12 protein-coding genes are annotated in these 15,918 nt (G+C 68.5%); 5 read left to right on the forward strand and 7 right to left on the reverse strand.

The features are described from left to right. Nucleotides 1-18: 18 nt before the first annotated feature. A complete protein-coding gene (locus tag AA983_RS05400) occupies nucleotides 19-2,382 on the forward strand; it encodes an excinuclease ABC subunit UvrA (RefSeq protein ID WP_047311006.1) in 2,364 nt (787 codons plus the stop codon). Nucleotides 2,383-2,519: 137 nt separating this feature from the next. Here AA983_RS05400 and AA983_RS05405 read toward each other — a convergent pair whose 3' ends face one another. The 5 genes from AA983_RS05405 to AA983_RS05425 are packed head-to-tail and all read right to left on the reverse strand — an operon-like array spanning nucleotide 2,520 to nucleotide 9,112. Further along, nucleotides 2,520-3,329 carry an endo alpha-1,4 polygalactosaminidase gene (locus tag AA983_RS05405; protein WP_052946884.1) on the reverse strand — a complete coding sequence of 270 codons (810 nt, stop codon included), beginning with the start codon at nucleotides 3,327-3,329 and terminating at the stop codon, nucleotides 2,520-2,522. Further along, nucleotides 3,326-4,018: a spherulation-specific family 4 protein gene (locus AA983_RS05410; RefSeq protein WP_047311007.1), complete on the reverse strand. Its 693-nt coding sequence runs from the start codon at nucleotides 4,016-4,018 to the stop codon at nucleotides 3,326-3,328. The genes AA983_RS05405 and AA983_RS05410 overlap by 4 nt, the downstream gene beginning before the upstream one ends. A gap of 3 nt (nucleotides 4,019-4,021) precedes the next feature. Beyond that, a complete protein-coding gene (locus AA983_RS05415) occupies nucleotides 4,022-5,344 on the reverse strand; it encodes a hypothetical protein (RefSeq protein WP_047311008.1) in 1,323 nt (440 codons plus the stop codon). Next, nucleotides 5,341-6,891, reverse strand: a complete 1,551-nt coding sequence (pelF, locus tag AA983_RS05420) for a GT4 family glycosyltransferase PelF (RefSeq protein WP_197078946.1) — start codon at nucleotides 6,889-6,891, stop codon at nucleotides 5,341-5,343. Before pelF ends, AA983_RS05415 begins: the two co-directional genes overlap by 4 nt. A gap of 13 nt (nucleotides 6,892-6,904) precedes the next feature. After that, complete coding sequence (locus AA983_RS05425; RefSeq protein WP_156170189.1) at nucleotides 6,905-9,112, reverse strand: hypothetical protein; 2,208 nt, start codon at nucleotides 9,110-9,112, stop codon at nucleotides 6,905-6,907. A 546-nt stretch (nucleotides 9,113-9,658) separates the two neighbouring features. Between AA983_RS05425 and AA983_RS05430 the strand changes: the two genes are divergently transcribed. From AA983_RS05430 to AA983_RS05445, 4 genes are all read left to right on the forward strand, one after another. Continuing rightward, nucleotides 9,659-10,333 (forward strand): DUF4352 domain-containing protein, encoded by a 675-nt coding sequence (locus tag AA983_RS05430; RefSeq protein WP_047311296.1) that lies wholly within the window; start codon nucleotides 9,659-9,661, stop codon nucleotides 10,331-10,333. A gap of 418 nt (nucleotides 10,334-10,751) precedes the next feature. Next, nucleotides 10,752-11,210 (forward strand): cysteine dioxygenase family protein, encoded by a 459-nt coding sequence (locus AA983_RS05435; RefSeq protein ID WP_047311009.1) that lies wholly within the window; start codon nucleotides 10,752-10,754, stop codon nucleotides 11,208-11,210. Between the two features lie 285 nt (nucleotides 11,211-11,495). Further along, nucleotides 11,496-12,551: a low temperature requirement protein A gene (locus tag AA983_RS05440; RefSeq protein WP_231579543.1), complete on the forward strand. Its 1,056-nt coding sequence runs from the start codon at nucleotides 11,496-11,498 to the stop codon at nucleotides 12,549-12,551. Between the two features lie 79 nt (nucleotides 12,552-12,630). Beyond that, nucleotides 12,631-13,452, forward strand: coding sequence for a crotonase/enoyl-CoA hydratase family protein (locus tag AA983_RS05445; protein ID WP_047311297.1), 822 nt, complete (start codon nucleotides 12,631-12,633; stop codon nucleotides 13,450-13,452). 93 nt (nucleotides 13,453-13,545) lie between these two features. On the opposite strand, the gene AA983_RS05450 is transcribed toward AA983_RS05445, so the two are convergent. Both AA983_RS05450 and AA983_RS05455 read right to left on the reverse strand, forming a co-directional pair. Beyond that, entirely contained in the window at nucleotides 13,546-15,219 is a 1,674-nt protein-coding gene (locus AA983_RS05450; protein WP_047311010.1) for a formate--tetrahydrofolate ligase, read from the reverse strand. Between the two features lie 81 nt (nucleotides 15,220-15,300). Next, on the reverse strand, nucleotides 15,301-15,873 hold the full coding sequence (locus tag AA983_RS05455; RefSeq protein ID WP_047311011.1) for an NUDIX domain-containing protein: 573 nt from the start codon (nucleotides 15,871-15,873) through the stop codon (nucleotides 15,301-15,303). Nucleotides 15,874-15,918: the final 45 nt, after the last annotated feature.

Here is a 15,918-nt window from a genome sequence, read left to right on the forward strand (position 1 = left end):
CTCGATCAGGAGTGTGCCATGACCGACGAACACCCCGCTGACGCCCACGATATCATCCGCGTCGCCGGTGCCCGGGAGAACAACCTCAAGGACGTCAGCGTCGAGCTGCCGAAGCGGCGCCTCACCGTCTTCACCGGCGTCAGCGGCTCGGGCAAGAGCTCGCTCGTGTTCAAGACGATCGCGGCCGAGAGCCAGCGCATGATCAACGAGACCTACTCCTCGTTCGTCCAAGGCTTCATGCCGACGCTCGCGCGCCCCGACGTCGATCTCCTCGAAGGGCTCACGACGGCGATCATCGTCGACCAGGAGCGTCTCGGCGCGAACCCGCGCTCGACGGTCGGCACGGTCACCGACGTCAACGCGATGCTGCGCATTCTCTTCAGCCGCCTCGCCACTCCGAGCATCGGCGGGCCGCGCGCGTACTCGTTCAACGTCGCCTCGGCGAGCGGCGTCGGCTCGCTCAAGAAGGCCGACGGCACACGTGAGAAGCGCGAGTTCAGCGTCACCGGCGGCATGTGCCCGCGCTGCGAGGGCCGCGGCAGCGTCAGCGATTTCGACCTCGACGAACTGTTCGACGCCGAGAAGTCGCTCGCCGAGGGCGCGCTGCGCGTGCCGGGCATGTCGATGGACGGCTGGTACGGGCGCATCTTCGCCGGTTCCGGCTACTTCGACATGGACAAGCCGCTCAAGAAGTACTCCAAGAAGGAGATGGACAACCTCCTTCACAAGGAGCCGACGAAGATCAAGGTCGAGGGCATCAACCTCACCTACGAGGGCGTCATCCCACGCATTCAGAAGTCGATGCTGAGCAAGGACGTCGAGGCGATGCAGCCGCACATCCGCGCCTTCGTCGAGCGGGTCGTCGTCTTCCGCACGTGCCCTGAGTGCGACGGCACGAGGCTCACGGAGGGTGCTCGCACCTCGAAGATCGGCGCGTACTCGATCGCCGACGTGTGCGCCATGCAGATCACCGACGTCGCCGAGTGGTCGAAGAGCCTCGACGAGCCGTCCGTCGCACCGCTGCTCAAGGGGCTGACGGAGACACTCGACTCGTTCGTGCAGATCGGTCTGGGTTACCTCTCCCTCGAACGCCCTTCGGGCACGCTGTCGGGCGGCGAGTCGCAGCGCGTCAAGATGATCCGCCACCTCGGAAGCTCGCTCACCGACGTCACGTACGTGTTCGATGAGCCGACCGTCGGCCTGCACCCGCACGACATCGAGAACATGAACGACCTGCTGCGGCGCCTGCGCGACAAGGGCAACACGGTGCTCGTCGTCGAGCACAAACCGGAGACCATCGCCATCGCCGACCACGTCGTCGACCTCGGCCCCAGCGCAGGCAGCGAGGGTGGCCGCATCATGTTCGAGGGCACCGTCGAAGGCCTCGCCGGGTCCGACACGCTGACCGGCCGCCACCTGCACGATCGCGTCACGCTCAAGGAAGCGACGCGCAAGGCGACGGGCGCCCTCGAGATCCGCGGCGCGAACTCGCACAACCTGCGCGACGTCGACGTCGACGTTCCCACCGGTGTGCTCGTCGTCGTGACGGGCGTGGCCGGCTCGGGCAAGTCGACCCTCGTCCACGGCGGGCTGGGCGGGCGAGACGACGTCGTCGCCGTCGACCAGAGCGCCATCAAGGGATCGCGCCGCTCCAACCCGGCGACGTACACGGGCCTGCTCGACCCGATCCGCAAGGCGTTCGCCAAGGCCAGCGGCGTCAAGCCGGCCCTGTTCAGCGCGAACTCCGAGGGCGCATGCGAGGCGTGCAAGGGTGCCGGCGTCATCTACACCGACCTCGGCATCATGGAGACCGTCGAGACGCCGTGTGACGTCTGCGAGGGCAAGCGCTTCAAGCCCGAGGTGCTGGAGTACGAGCTGGGTGGCAAGAACATCGCCGACGTGCTCGCTCTCTCCGTCGCCGACGCCCTTGCCTACTTCCGGGGCGAGACGAACGACGGCGCCGCTAAGGTGCCGGCCGCCGTCAAGGTCCTCGAACGCCTCGACGACGTGGGCCTCGGCTACGTGAAGATCGGTCAGCCGCTCACGACGCTCTCGGGCGGCGAACGTCAGCGTCTCAAGCTCGCCACGCACATGGGTGACAAGGGCGGCACGTACATCCTCGACGAGCCGACCACGGGTCTGCATCTCGCGGACGTCGAGCAGTTGTTGTCGCTGCTCGACTCCCTCGTCGACGCGGGCAAGAACGTCATCGTCATCGAGCACCACCAGGCCGTCATGGCCCACGCCGACTGGATCATCGACCTCGGACCGGGGGCCGGCCACGACGGGGGGCGCGTCGTCTTCGAAGGCACCCCTGCGGAGCTCGTCGCCGATGCTTCGACGCTCACCGGCAAGCACCTCGAGGCCTACGTCGCATCGTGACGGCCACGGGCCCGGCCACCGGTGATGCGAGCGACCGCCCGGCGGTGCCGGTCCTTGCCACCGCGGCGCGCACGGGGCGGGCGTGACCGCGCGCTCGCGAACCGGTGCGACGGCGCCGCGCCACGTCCGGACGGGCGTCAGCAGGCGCTGCGTCTGGCCGTCAGTTCGAGAGGCTTGATAATCGTGCTCATGCCCTTGGGTACGCGAGAGCACACGCTGGCCGCGGAACCGGAGTACTCGACGTTGAAGACAGGCTTGTTCGCCGCGAGCATCGGCGCGTAGCGGTCGCACTCGTCGTAGGCGACACATTCTTCGTTGACGGCGAAGTCGATGCTCGTCTGCAACTGCGGGAGGATTTCCAGGCTGTTCTTCAGGCCGATCGCGAGGCCCCGCTTGTGCGCGTCGGCGATGAGCTGACGTTGGTAAGCGACGGCGTCGGACTGCTTGAGGGGGAAGCCGCTCGTCGCGGCGTAACCGTCCATGTTGTCGGGGTCGACGGCGTCGAAGCCCTTCGCCTTGCACACGTCCATGCGCTTGGCCATGATCGGCGCCAGCTTGGCGCGCTGGCGCACGTCGAGCCAGCGCTCTCCCGCCCAGGTGTCGAGTGGCTTGCCCAGCGTCGACGCGGGGAACTTCTTCGCGTCCGGACGCCACTGCTCGTACCCGCCCGCGTTGATGTAGCAGATCACCTTGACGCCGCGCTGATGCAGGGCGGCGACGGTTTTCGCGCTCGTGTCGTCCCAGTCGAGGTTGTAGACCGACGCCTTGGCCGAGGTGTCGAGTCCGCCGCTGTACTGAATCTGCCAGCTCTGGCCCCGGGTGGGTTTCCACCACGTCTTGGCGGTCGTCTTGTCTGCGGTGGCCGATGCGCGCGCGGTCGTGCCCGTGCAGGCACTTGCCGTCAGGGCGAGCGCGAGCGCGCCCCCTGCGGCAAGCAGGGCCTTCATCCTGCCTTCCCGATCTCGGGGTGGCAGTCGGCGTACGGGGCGGGCAGCACGTCCCACGGGTTGGGCAGGCCACGGTCGGTGGCCCAGCTGAAGTGCGCCCCCCGGCTCGCAGCCAGGGCCGGCACGGAGCTGAGATGCTCCGGCGGCACATTGTGGACGAGGTGCCACTGCTTGTGCGGACCGATGGTCTTGAGCCACTCGGGCATCTGCAGGTGGACGTAGTCGTGCCAGGTGGCCTCGGCCACGCAGGTGACGTCCGCCGTCTCGACGAGTCGGCGCGTCGGCACGACGCCGGGGTTGGCGATGACGTGCTCGACCCCGGCGTCTCTCAACGCGTCGATCCACTCGACCGACCAGGCGCCTTGATGATCCTGCGACGGGACGCAGTCGAGCATGATGTCGTGGATGCCGTACCACTGCTGCCACTGCTCGACCTCTTCGAGCACGTCATCCCAGGGGCGCTGCCCGTAGCCGACGTTGACGTACCCGGCTGTCGTCGTGGCGAGCCCGCGCTCGAGCGGCCTGCGGTAGTACGGATCCTGCGGCCCGTGCCCAGGCCCGTTGTCGACGTTGACGACGACGAACCCGAAGCCGAACACGCCGTCGGCCAGGCGCTGCCACGCGAGAGGTGCTTCTGCCGGATGGATGTACCAGGGGACGGCCGGGGTGGGTTGAGGGGCGTCGAACACGTGTCACCAATTCGCAGAGTGGGAGGTTCGTCGGGCCGTGACGGCGCTGACGATGACGAACAGTACGAGGGACGCCAGGAGCAGACCGACGGCGCCACCGGTGAGCATACAGACTAGGACGACGGCGAGGCTGCCGGCGGCCACCGCCGCAGCCCCCGGGGCGTTTCCGGTGCGTAGCTGCACGCCCGAGCCGGTCGTGGTGAGGGCTGTGATGAGCACAGCGGGCAGGAAGAGGTGGGCATCGTCGCGGCCACCGCCGACGGCAGTGAGCATGAAGAACGCGGCGATGAGGCCCACGCCGCAGACGAGGCCGACGGCGAGCGCGCCGAGGCCGGCCGTCGTCCACCGCAACTGGCGCCAACTGTGGGTCAGGACCGCAAGGCGTTTCGCGCCGAGCAGGGCGCTGTCGAGCACCGGTTCGCAGGCCGCGGAGGCTGCGAGGCCGGCGAGCGCCAACGACGACGTGAACGCGCTGCCGACGTGCAGGACGAGCACCATCAACTGGGTGATGAGTGCGAGCGTCTGGATGGTGCTCCAGACCAGGATGGGGTGCAGGACCTCACGCGCCAACGTGCGGGCACGCTGTTGTTGCTCCCAGGCAGCCTTGAGGACGACGTATCCCGTCACCGCCGCGAATCCGAGGATGATGATGCGGCTGACGACGAGGGCCATGCTCGGTTCGACGAGCAGCAGCACCCCGGTCAGTGCGGCGCAGGGCAGGACAGCGCCCAGGAGCTGCACCGGAGACCCGATGACGACGAGCGCCGAGATCGCACAACTCCACAACGCCCACAGCAGGGGGGCCCAGGAATCCACGACGAGGCAGGTGGCCGCAGAGAGCAGGAGGGCCACCGTCCCGACGCAGGCGCCGTTCACCTCGGCCTTGAGACGGCTGGCGGACGACAGGCCCTGCCACATCGTCGCGCTGACGAGTTGCCCCGCGAGCCACCCGACGGCACCGGCGGTGAACACGGCGTTCGTGTTGTGCGTGGAGACCGTGGCGATGCAGATGAGGACGCCGCACAGCATCGTGAGGGATCGGGCGAGCGCCTGGCTCCAGGCCCGCCTCCACGTGCGCACCTCGTCCGTGCGCTCGCGGCCCGTGAGGACGACGGCGCCGGCCAGGCGCGTGCGCACGAGCGCGTCAGCGTGCGCGAAGGTGTTCGCATAGCCGTGGCGCACCGAGCTGCGGCCCCCGAACCCCATCGATTCGAGGTGAGCGGCGGCGTCGAAGAGGTCGACGGTGTTGTCGACCGAGGCGGCGAGCTCGGGGTGCGTCTCGTCGTCGCCCGTCGCCCTCGTCCCGGTCGCCTCCTTGAGCGTCATCGACACGACTCGGCCTCCGTGGTGGTGGGTGCGGCGTGGGTCGCGGCGGCGTACTCACGTGTGGCGCTCGAGTCGGCTGCCTCGAGGGCGCGGCGGACGTCGTCGAGGTCTGCCTCGGGCACCGTGGCGGCGCTGCGCTGGTAGATGCACCGGTAGCGTGCGGTGAACTTCGCGAGGTCGAACGTCGACAGGGCGCGCTCGCGCGCACGGCGTCCCATGGCTTGCCGTTCCGCATCGTCGACGAGCAGGCGCACGAGCGCCTCACCCAGGGCCTGGGCGTCGCGTGGCGGTACGAGCAGCCCGCACGTCTCGTCGCGCCCGACGCACTCGTTGACTCCTCCGACGTCGGTGTTCACGGTCGCGCGGCCGCACATCATCGACTCGATGACGGTGTAGGGCAGCCCCTCGGAGATGCTGGACAGGGCGACCACGTGGCCCGCTTCGATGGCGGGTCGGGCCGAGGGCACCGCGCCCTCGAACGTCACGCTCGCCTCGAGGCCGCATGCGACGACCAGCGCGTCGAGTTCCGCCCGGTAGGCCTCGTTGCCGGCTGGCGTCGGGCCGAAGAGCCGCAGGCGGGCATCCGGTACCGAGTCGCGCACGATCGCGAACGCCTCGATGAGGGTGGCCAGGTCCTTGAGCGGGTCGATGCGACCCACGAAGCTGACGGTCGGCACGTCCGGCTCGCCCTCGACGGGTGGGAAGGCCGTGGCGTCGACGGCGTTGGGCACGGTGATGACGCGCTGCGCCTTCGCTCCGAGCTCGCGCTCCCATCCTGCGTTGAACTCGCTCACGGGCGTCATGAGTTCGCAGTGGTTGTAAACGGTCTGGCAGACGGCGCGCGTCATCGCCATGAGGGCGTAGCGCACGGTCCAGGGGAAGTTCGCGGCGCGCAGCGCGAGGTAGCGCTCGCGCAGGTGCACGCCGTGCTCGGTCAGGACGATGGGTGTGCCGTCCCGCCAGTGCCGGCCGAGTGCCATGAGCCCTGCCGGACCGTTCGTCGTGGCGTGGATGAGGTCGACGCTCGGCCATGACACGTTGAGCACCGCGAGAAAACGGTCGACGTGCCGCGAGACGTCCGCCGCCTGCGACCCCGACAGCGGTGGTAGGCCCGTGCCCTTCACGTGCGACGCCCAGGCGCCCATGAGCGCCTTCGTCCCCAGGCCGCCCGTGAAGTGCGCCATGAGGGGTTGGGCGTACTCGGCAGCGAGGACGCGCAGCCCGGCCGTCGCCGCCTGCAGGTCGGCCGATCGACCTGCAGGCGGCAACACGGCCGACCACAACTGGCGGTAGGCGGAGTCGATCGCCGACGACTCACCCCAGGCTCGCAGCGCCTCGAACGACCACCGACGCCTCACCTCACCCCACATGGGTTTGGCCTGGAACGAGCGGACGTTGGAGGGCAGCGGCCACACGCTCTCGTGCTGCGTGCCGGTGAGCGTCACGATGGAGAACTCGTGTTCGGGTAGGTTCTTCACCAACTGGTCGCACCAGGTGCTGACCCCGCCGCGCACGACCGGATACGTCCCCTCGTTCAGCAACGCCACGTGCATGCGGGTCTCAGCCGGCGGCCGCGATCAGGTCGCTGTCGGCGACCGGCTGGACGATCTCTCGCGTCGACGTGCCGTCCTTCGCCGTGCCCGGTGTGAGGGCAGGCGCGCTCGGGGTGGCGGGCGTCGCGGCGGCGGAGGTGTCCCACGAGGCGCTCGTGGCGAAACCGGTCGCGGTGGGCAGGGTGAACGTCTTGAGGCCGAGGCCGCTCAGGCGCACCCAGTCGGACGACTGCCCGCCGTAGCTCTGCCCGAACGTCGAAAGGCCCGAGCGGGTGCCGGACGGTGCCGTCACGGGCACGTCGATCGCGGAGAAGGAGTTGTTGAACAGCTGCAGCTTGGTGCCGGAGATCGTCGCCTGCACCTGCGAGCTCCTGGCCCGCCACGTCTGCTGACGCACGAGCTGCGTGCCCGCTTCGGCCGTCGTGACGTTGACGATGGGAGCGTTGTCGGCGTAGACGCCGCGGTAGGAGACGAGAATGCTCTCGACGACCGGGTAGAGGATGCGGTCGCCCGTCAGGTTGCTCTGGTGGGCGTAGTGCGGGCGGGCGTCGTTGTCGAGCACGTGCCCCAGGGCGATCTGCTTCTCCTTGGGCACGATGTAGGAGTCGAACCCGTCCTGCGTCAGCGGCGTGATGCACGTGCTCGTGGCCGGGTTGTCCTCGCACAGCCCGGATCCGCCGTCGGCGCGGCTGGTGTAGAGCCAGTTGTACTCGTCGACGGCGTTAGCCTTCGTCGAGGTGTTGTAGTAGATGTTCATCGGGTGGCGCGGCACGGTCGTCGCGGAGCCGAGGACGCGCGGTTCGCTCTCGCGCGAGGCGTCCGAGGCGATCCACTTGATGCGCTGCTGCGTCAGGGCGGGCGCGAGGTAGGGGTTGTCGGCCGGCATCTGCGGCAGCGACTTCAAACCCGAGTGCTCGCCGGTGACGAGGCTCGCGGCGTCGAAGTTGGGCAGCGTGTTCGTCTTGGCGTACGCGACGTTCTTGCTGATCTCGGAGGCGATCGTGGCCTGCGAGGCCCAGTTGATGCCACCCGTCGACGTCTTCGCGCACTGCCACGGCGTCGTCGAGTCGTCGTGAACACAGCCGAGGTAGGGGTGCGACCACGTGTGGTTGATCCAGCGGAACTCGTTCTTGTTGGCCAGCAACGACGCCTCGAGGGCGTCGGAGCCGGTCTCGGCCTTCTGGTCGGCCGCACCCGCGCCGTTGAAGGCGACGTCGAGCTTGACGCCGTTGGTGCGCTGCCAGGCGGCGAGCTGGTCGACGTCCTGGGCCGTCATGCGCGAGGTGGCGCCGGGCGCCGTCTCCGGGTAGGTGGCGGGGTTGCAGTCGTCGCCGACGGTGCAGTTGCCCTCGGCGTTCCACTCGGCGTCGGGCAGCAGGACGTCATCGACCTGAACCGCGAGGAAGTTGCGCGAGTAGGAGGTCGAGATCCCCCGGGTCAGCCACGAGACGATGCCGTGCGAGAGCACCTTCCAGTGCTGCTGCGAGGCGTTGGACGCGACCGTGCTGATGAGCTGCTCGCGCCCGTCCTTGGCGTAGACGCCGAGGAGGGAGCCGTTCTCGCCCGTTCCGGGCACGGGGAGCGTGAGATACGGCGTATAGGTGGCGCCGTTGCTCGTGGCGGCCTTCTTCGCGATGTATCCGTAGCTCTCGGAAACACCGGGGGAGAGGTCGTCGAACGTGACCGATCCCTTGAGGTACTCGAAGCCGTTGGTCTTCGCTGCGCCGGACAGGTCGGCGGCCATGCCGTCGACGGCGCCGCTGTACTGGTTCTCCAGGCCGATGCCCGCGCTGGGCCAGTTGTACGCGCTGAACTCGCGCACCTTGAAGGTGCTCTCGTATCGCGCCAGGGTGGCCCGCTCGGCGGCGGTGAGGCTCGCCGGTTCGGCGCTGGGCGTCACGACACCCATGAACTTCGCCCGAGTGGTGAGCCACCCCTGGCTCGCGAAGAATGCCGGAGTCAGCTGCGGGCGCGAGGCGGAGGTGAGGTCGACCTTCTCGTAGTCGACGCCCTCCTTCGCGAGGCGGTCGACGATGGCACTGACCATGGGCTGGCCGTCGTCGAGGACCAGGACGGTGGCCTGGATTTCCACGGGGCGCGTGGCTGCTGCTGCAGGCGTGGCCAGAGCCACGCCTCCCGTGGCGAGCATGGCCGTAGCGGCCGTCGTCGCGATCGTGGTGGTACGCAGACGTGCGCGAATCGAGCGAGCGTTCATGTACTTCTTTTCCTTGCGGCTGGCCGAGATGACGGCTGCGATCAAGTCGGGCTGAGGCCGGACCGGGGGCGGAGCCCGATCCTATGGTATGTGCGATAGCAGAATTAAATTTCGCCCAAGAAGCTCACGGGCGTCTAGGGCGGGTAGGTTGAAATGGGCAGGGGTTCGCCAGAAGGAGCTGTCTGCCCAGCACTGGCGCCAAGTTGGTCGTGCGTTCAGCGGTTGTTATTTTGATTGGTCGGCGTCGAGTGAGATGTCGGTCACTTTTTGGGTGCGCGCGGGGGCCCTGGGGCCATTGCCCTTTCAGAGGGAGTTCATAGCTTCGCGGGTAGCTCGTCGTCGGTGGCGAGTGGTTCGCCGGGACGGCTCGGCGCGGACGGTGCGCCCCGACCGATCGGGCAGGTGGATTCTGCCCGATCGACCGATGTGCGCGAGGGGATCGAGCGCGATGATCCTTCGGGTGTCGCCGCCGGATGCGAAGCGTACGAGGGGGCGACATCAACCATCGCCGTCGGCGCCACGCCGACCTTTTCCCCGGAGAGTCACATGAACGACGAGAACAACACGTTCCAGCAGCAGGGCCACTACCCCCAGCAGGGCTACCCGCAGGGTGGTTGGCAACCGCAGCCGCCGCCCAAGAAGAAGATTTGGTTCCTGCGCCACAAGTTCCTCACGGCGATCCTCGCGCTCGTCCTGATCGTGGGCTTCGGATCGGCAATCGGGGGAGGTGGCTCCAAGGGTGGTGACGACGCGGCGCCGAGCAGCAGCTCGAAGAGCAAGACCTCCGAGGGCAACTCGGATGGCGGGTCCAAGGACGGCGGAGACGCCTTGCCCGCGGTGGGTACGCCGGTGCGCGACGGCAAGTTCGAATTCACGATCACGAAGGTCGAGCGCGGCAAGAAGACGGTGGGGCAGCAGTACGTGAGTGAAACCGCTCAGGGCGAGTACACCCTCGTCCACGTCACCGTGAAGAACATCGGCGACCAACAGCAGGGCCTCTCGGACTCCGACCAGAAGGCCATGGACGCCTCCGACACGCAGTTCTCCGCCGACACGATGGCAGGCGCTTCCATCCAGGGAAACGACGTGCTGTTCAACCAGATCAACCCCGGTAACCAGGTCAAGGGCGTCCTCGTCTTCGACGTCCCGGCGGGCACGAAGCTGACCCAGATCGAACTGCACGACTCGATGTTCTCCGGGGGCGTCAAGGCCGCCCTGTGACCCGCGAGGTGTCCGCCCCATCGGCGGGCGCCTCGCGTGGCCGGTCAGAGCGGCTCGATCCGCCGGATCGCGTCTGCTCTCGCGCACGACCTTCCCCCGTGCCGGTTCTGGCCCGCCGAGCAAACTCCCTGCGCTCTCGTTGCGCGGGGCTCTGGGGAAGAGGGAGGGGCGCCACTCGCACACGAGTGGCGCCCCTTCCCGCCGTGCGGCGGTCGCTGCTCGGCGGTCTTGCCTGTCTCCGTCCTGCTCGCGGCCTGCCGCGTCCCTTGTCGGGAAATTGACGGCTGCGCAGGGGAAGTGTCAGCAAATCCACAGGTGCGGGAGGAGTGGACGCTCGGTGGAGGTGGTTGGCTGGGAGATGTCCGCGGTCGACCCCGCCTTCTGCGGGTTGGGTTGCCTCATCACTCCAGGAATCACCATGCGAACCTCGTCCGACGCCCCCGGCATCACCAGCTTCACCGACGAGCAACTCGTGCGTGTGGCCCGACTCTTCGCGAGCGACGATTCGCTGGCCGCGCATCTCGACGACCTGCCGGCCGACGGGAACCGCCGCCGTGCCTCGCTGGCCGGCACACCCCACCTCGAGATGTGGGCCATCACCTGGCCGCCAGGCTCCACGAGCGGTTGGCACGATCACGGTGCCGCGTCCGGTGCCTTCGTCGTCGTGCGCGGATCGTTGCTCGAAGAGGTGCACCTGTCGTCGGGGGAGAAGACCACGCGCGTGGTGACGGCCGACGAACACCGTTGGCTTGCGCCCGGTCTCATTCACCGTACGAGCGCCTTCGGTGACAGCCCAGCCCTCACCGTGCACGCCTACGCGCCGTCCTTGGCGGGCGCCCGCATCTACGAGTCGGCGGAGCTGCGCACCGACGCGTGAGCGTGGACGGCGCTCTGACGCGTCGACGCGCGGGGTCATAATGTCGGCCACGACGACCCCCTCGGTCACCGCCGACGACCTTCGTTCTCGCATTCGCCCGATGTCGGGCCGAGACCCCCACGAGAGCGGACGCGTGGCCAGCACGCTCGAGCTCCTGTTCGACCTGACGTTCGTCGTCGCCGTCGCGACGGGGGCGTCGCAGCTCGCGCACGGGATTGCGGTGGGCCACGTGGCGGGCGCCGTCGGGCGTTCGCCTTCACGAGCTTCGGCATCATCTGGGCCTGGATCAACTACTCCTGGTTCGCGAGTGCGTACGACTCGGACGACTGGCTCTACCGTCTGCTCACGATGGTGCAGATGGTCGGCGTCGTCATTTTCACCCTCGGCATCCCGCGGACCTTCGAGGCGATCGAGGAAGGGCACTTCGACAACACGGTCATCGTCATCGGGTACGTCATCATGCGGGGCGCGATGCTGTGCCAGTGGGCGCGCGCCTATCGCAGCGACCCCGAGCACCGCAGGGCGATCGCGACGTACATGGCGACCCTCGTCGTCGCACAGATCCTGTGGGTCGCCACGACCTTTCTCGAGGGTATGCACCTGCCGCTCCCGGCGATCTTCACCCTGACGACTCTCGTCACGTGCGTCGAGCTGACAGGGCCCCTGATCGCCGAACGTGGAAAGGGCACCCCGTGGCACGCCCACCACATCGCGGAGCGACACGGCCTGCTCACCATCATCACGATCGGCGAGATCGTCGCGGGCCCCGTGCTGACGCTCGAGGAGATCCTCGGAGACGCCGAGCGCACCATCGACTGGGGCAGCGCGATCCTCGTGGCGCTCTCGGGCATCGCCATGGCGGTGGGCATGTGGTGGAGCTACTTCATCACCCCGTTCGGCAAGGTGCTCCATCGCTTCCGCAGCCGCTCGTTCGGTTTCGGCTACGCCCACTTCCTCGTGTGGCCGAGCCTGGCGGCCGTCGTCGGGGGCCTGCACGTCGTCGCCCTGTCGTTCGAGAAGACGGGCTCGCACGTCGACCACACGGTCGCCGCTCTGGCGCTGGCCGTTCCGGTGGGCCTCTACACGGTGGCACTGTACCTCGCCCACTACCTCACGACCCGCTCCTGGGCCGGCCTGCACACGTTCATCCTGCTCGCGACCCTCGCCGTGCTCGCGGGTGCGGTGCTCCTGTCGAACGCAGCACGTGTCGCTGCCCGTCGTCCTTCTCGTCGTCACCGTCGTTCCGTGGATCACCGTGGCGGCCTTCGAGCTCTACCGCGGCGCCGCCCACGAGGCGATGGTGCTCGAGGGGCTGTACGAGCACGATCGTCGTCAGGCTGACGGCCGACGAATGGCTCGTGCGCTGCACAACCCGGGCAATCGCCTGTCGGACGCGGCGCCGTCGACGTACGCTGACGCAATGGCGAATGTGGAGACGACGATCACCGGGGGCATCGCCCACGTCAAGCTCAACCGACCGGACAAGCTCAACGGCCTCACGTTGCCCATGCTCGGGGAGCTGGTGGCTGCGGCGCACCACGTGCGCACGAACAAGGCCGTCCGCGTCGTTGTCGTCTCGGGTGAGGGACGCTCGTTCTGCGCCGGTCTCGACTTCGGATCGGTCAACAAGGCCCCGGCCAAGATCATCCCGGCGTTCATCCCTCGCCCGTGGCGCGGCACGAACACCTTCCAGGAAGCCTGCTGGGCGTGGCGGCGCGTGCCGGTTCCCGTCGTCGCCGCGGTTCACGGCCACTGCTACGGCGGCGGCTTGCAGATCGCGCTGGGCGCCGACTACCGCTACACCACACCTGACGCCGAGTGGTCGGTGCTCGAGGGCAAGTGGGGGCTCATCCCCGACATGAGCGGCGTCCAGTCGCTCAAGGAACTCGTCGGCATCGACGTGGCGAAAAAGCTCACGATGACGGCCGAGATGGTCTCCGGCGAGCGTGCCGTCGAGCTCGGTCTCGCCTCCGAGGTGAGCGACGACCCGCTGGCTGCCGCCATGGACCTCGCGCACGAGCTGACCACGAAGTCGCCCGATCAGCTCGCTGCGGCGAAGCGTCTGTTCAACCGCTCGTGGAACACGAGCGCTCGCACCACCTTCCGCCGTGAGCGCGCCGAGCAGGCGCTGCTTCTCATCGCGCAGAACACGGCCAAGGCGCGCAAGGTCGCGATGGCCAAGGCCGGAGCACGCGCGGAAGCGCGAGCGGCGGTCAAGTACAGCCCCCGCGTGCTGCCGTGAGGCGCCCCACCTGACGACATCCGCCCTTCGTGCGTCCGAGCCGCCGGCTTGGACGCACGAAGGGCGGATCTTTCCCTCGGTGCGCGTCGCCCGTCAGGACAGGCCGGTGACGGCGCCCTCGGAGTCGACGTCGATGGCCAGCGCGGCCGGCTTCTTCGGCAGACCCGGCATCGTCATGAGGGAGCCGCAGACGAAGACGACGAAGCCCGCACCGGCGGCCAGGCGCACCTCGCGCACCTCGACGACGTGGCCCGACGGGGCGCCGCGTTCGGCGTCGTCGGTCGTGAACGACTTCTGCGTCTTCGCGATGCACACGGGAAGGTGGCCGTAACCCTCGTCCTCGAACTGGGCGATCTGCTTGGCGACGGCCGAGGGGATCTCGAGTCGCTCCGCGCCGTAGATGCGCTGCGCGACCGTCTCTGCCTTCGCCGCGAGCCCGAGGTCGTCGCCGTAGGTGAACGACAGCTCGGGCTTCTGGCCGGACGTGATCTCGACGAGGGCCTTCGCGAGCCCCGCCGCGCCCTTGCCGCCGTCGGCGAAGTGGGTGCAGATCTCCACCTTCACGCCGAGCCCCTCGACGTGTTTCGTGAAGGCCTCGATCTCGGCGTCGGTGTCACTCGGGAAGCGGTTGACGCCCACGACGACGGGCAGGCCCCACACGTCGCGGATGTTCGCGAGGTGGCGCTCGATGTTGCTCATGCCGGCGAGCATCGCCTCGACGTTCTCCGTCGTGAGGTCGGCGACGGCCACGCCGCCGTGGTACTTCATCGAGCGCACCGTCGCGACGAGGACGACGGCGTCCGGGCGCAGGCCGGTGAAGCGGCACTTGAGGTCGATGAACTTCTCCGCGCCGAGGTCGGCGCCGAAGCCAGCCTCCGTCACGGTCCAATCGGCGTGAGCGAGGGCGGTCTGCGTCGCCGTCACCGAGTTGCAGCCGTGCGCGATGTTGGCGAACGGGCCGCCGTGGACGAAGGCGGGGTTGCCCTCGAGCGTCTGGACGAGGTTGGGCGCCAACGCGTCGGCGAGAAGAGCCGCCATGGCGCCGTGGACGCGGAGGTCGCTCGCGGTCACGGGTGCCTTCTCGTAGGTCCGCGCGACCACCATGCGACCGAGGCGCTCCTTGAGGTCGTCGATCGAGGTGGCGAGGCAGAAGATGGCCATGACCTCACTGGCGACGACGATGTCGAAGCCGGATTCGCGGGGCACGCCGTTCGTCGGGCCCCCGAGGCCGATGACGATGTCGCGCAGCGCGCGGTCGTTCATGTCGAGCACGCGTTTGAAGGTGATGCGGCGCGGGTCGATGCCGAGCGCGTTGCCCTGCTGCAGGTGGTTGTCGAGCACCGCTGCGAGCAGGTTGTGTGCGGCGGCGATGGCCGCGAAGTCACCGGTGAAGTGAAGGTTGATGTCCGTCATCGGGTTGAGCTGGGCGCGCCCCCCGCCGGCGGCCCCGCCCTTCATGCCGAAGACGGGTCCCATGCTCGGCTCGCGCAGTGCCGCTGCGGCGGACTCGCCGATCTGCGCGAGCCCGTCGACGAGGCCCACCGTGGTCGTCGTCTTTCCCTCGCCGGCCGGCGTCGGACTCGTCGCGGTGACCAGCACGAGCTTGCTGCCCTCACGCCGATCGCGCCCCTGAACGTACGGCAGCGAGACCTTGGCCTTGTGCGGGCCGTAGCGGAAGATCTCGGACTCGGGAATGCCGATCTTCGCCGCGATGTCCTCGATGGGCTGCATGGGGCAGGCGGCTGCGATCTCGACGTCGCTGGGCATGTCGTTCCTCGTGGGTTCGGCTGATCGCGCTCGCGAGTGTGAGCGCCGTCACCGACGTTACCTGTTGCGCAACACCTGTTGTCACAACCGCCCGAGGGCGGCCGCAGCGAACATGAGGGCAGCGAGTGTCTCGCCATCGGTGATCTCTCCGTCGGCGACGAGACGCGTGAGGTCGAGCCACGGAACGGCTCGAACGGCGGAGATCCCTTCTGCCTTCTGCTCACGGGCTGCCCTCTCGACGTCCTCGACGCTGGCCGCAGCCTGCAAGCCCGTGGCGAGAAAGACGTGCTCGGGGGCGTCGCACACTCCGTTGAGTGCGTTCATGCGCCCGATTTCGCGCCACTCGCGGGCCGTGTAGCCGGTCTCCTCGACGAGCTCACGCTGCGCTGCGAGCATTAGGTTCTCACCGTCGCTGCCGCCGGCCGGTACCTCGAGCGACATCGCCTGGGTGGGGTAGCGGTAGAGCGAGACCATGAGGACTTCGTCCTCGTCCGTCATCGCGACGACGAAAACGGCCGGATTGCGCATGGTGACGACGCCGTACACGCCTTCGCCGCCGTCGGGGCGCACGACGGCGTCCTCCCGGACGCTGATCCACGGGTTGGTGTACTTCGGGGTGCTCGAGCGCGTAGTCCAACAGCCGGAGTGCGTCATGACTAGACCGTAGCCAACGGCCCCCGCCGTGGCGTCACCGCGGGG

The organism is Dermacoccus sp. PE3, from assembly GCF_001021715.1.
GTDB lineage: Bacteria > Actinomycetota > Actinomycetes > Actinomycetales > Dermatophilaceae > Dermacoccus > Dermacoccus abyssi.

Coding starts and splice junctions, on each gene's coding strand:
- AA983_RS05445 (WP_047311297.1), top strand. CDS start 12,631: ATGGCGAATGTGGAGACGACGATCACCGGGGGCATCGCCCACGTCAAG.
- AA983_RS05415 (WP_047311008.1), bottom strand. CDS start 5,344: ATGACGCTCAAGGAGGCGACCGGGACGAGGGCGACGGGCGACGACGAG.
- AA983_RS05405 (WP_052946884.1), bottom strand. CDS start 3,329: ATGAAGGCCCTGCTTGCCGCAGGGGGCGCGCTCGCGCTCGCCCTGACG.
- AA983_RS05430 (WP_047311296.1), top strand. CDS start 9,659: ATGAACGACGAGAACAACACGTTCCAGCAGCAGGGCCACTACCCCCAG.
- AA983_RS05425 (WP_156170189.1), bottom strand. CDS start 9,112: ATGAACGCTCGCTCGATTCGCGCACGTCTGCGTACCACCACGATCGCG.
- AA983_RS05435 (WP_047311009.1), top strand. CDS start 10,752: ATGCGAACCTCGTCCGACGCCCCCGGCATCACCAGCTTCACCGACGAG.
- AA983_RS05455 (WP_047311011.1), bottom strand. CDS start 15,873: ATGACGCACTCCGGCTGTTGGACTACGCGCTCGAGCACCCCGAAGTAC.
- AA983_RS05450 (WP_047311010.1), bottom strand. CDS start 15,219: ATGCCCAGCGACGTCGAGATCGCAGCCGCCTGCCCCATGCAGCCCATC.
- AA983_RS05400 (WP_047311006.1), top strand. CDS start 19: ATGACCGACGAACACCCCGCTGACGCCCACGATATCATCCGCGTCGCC.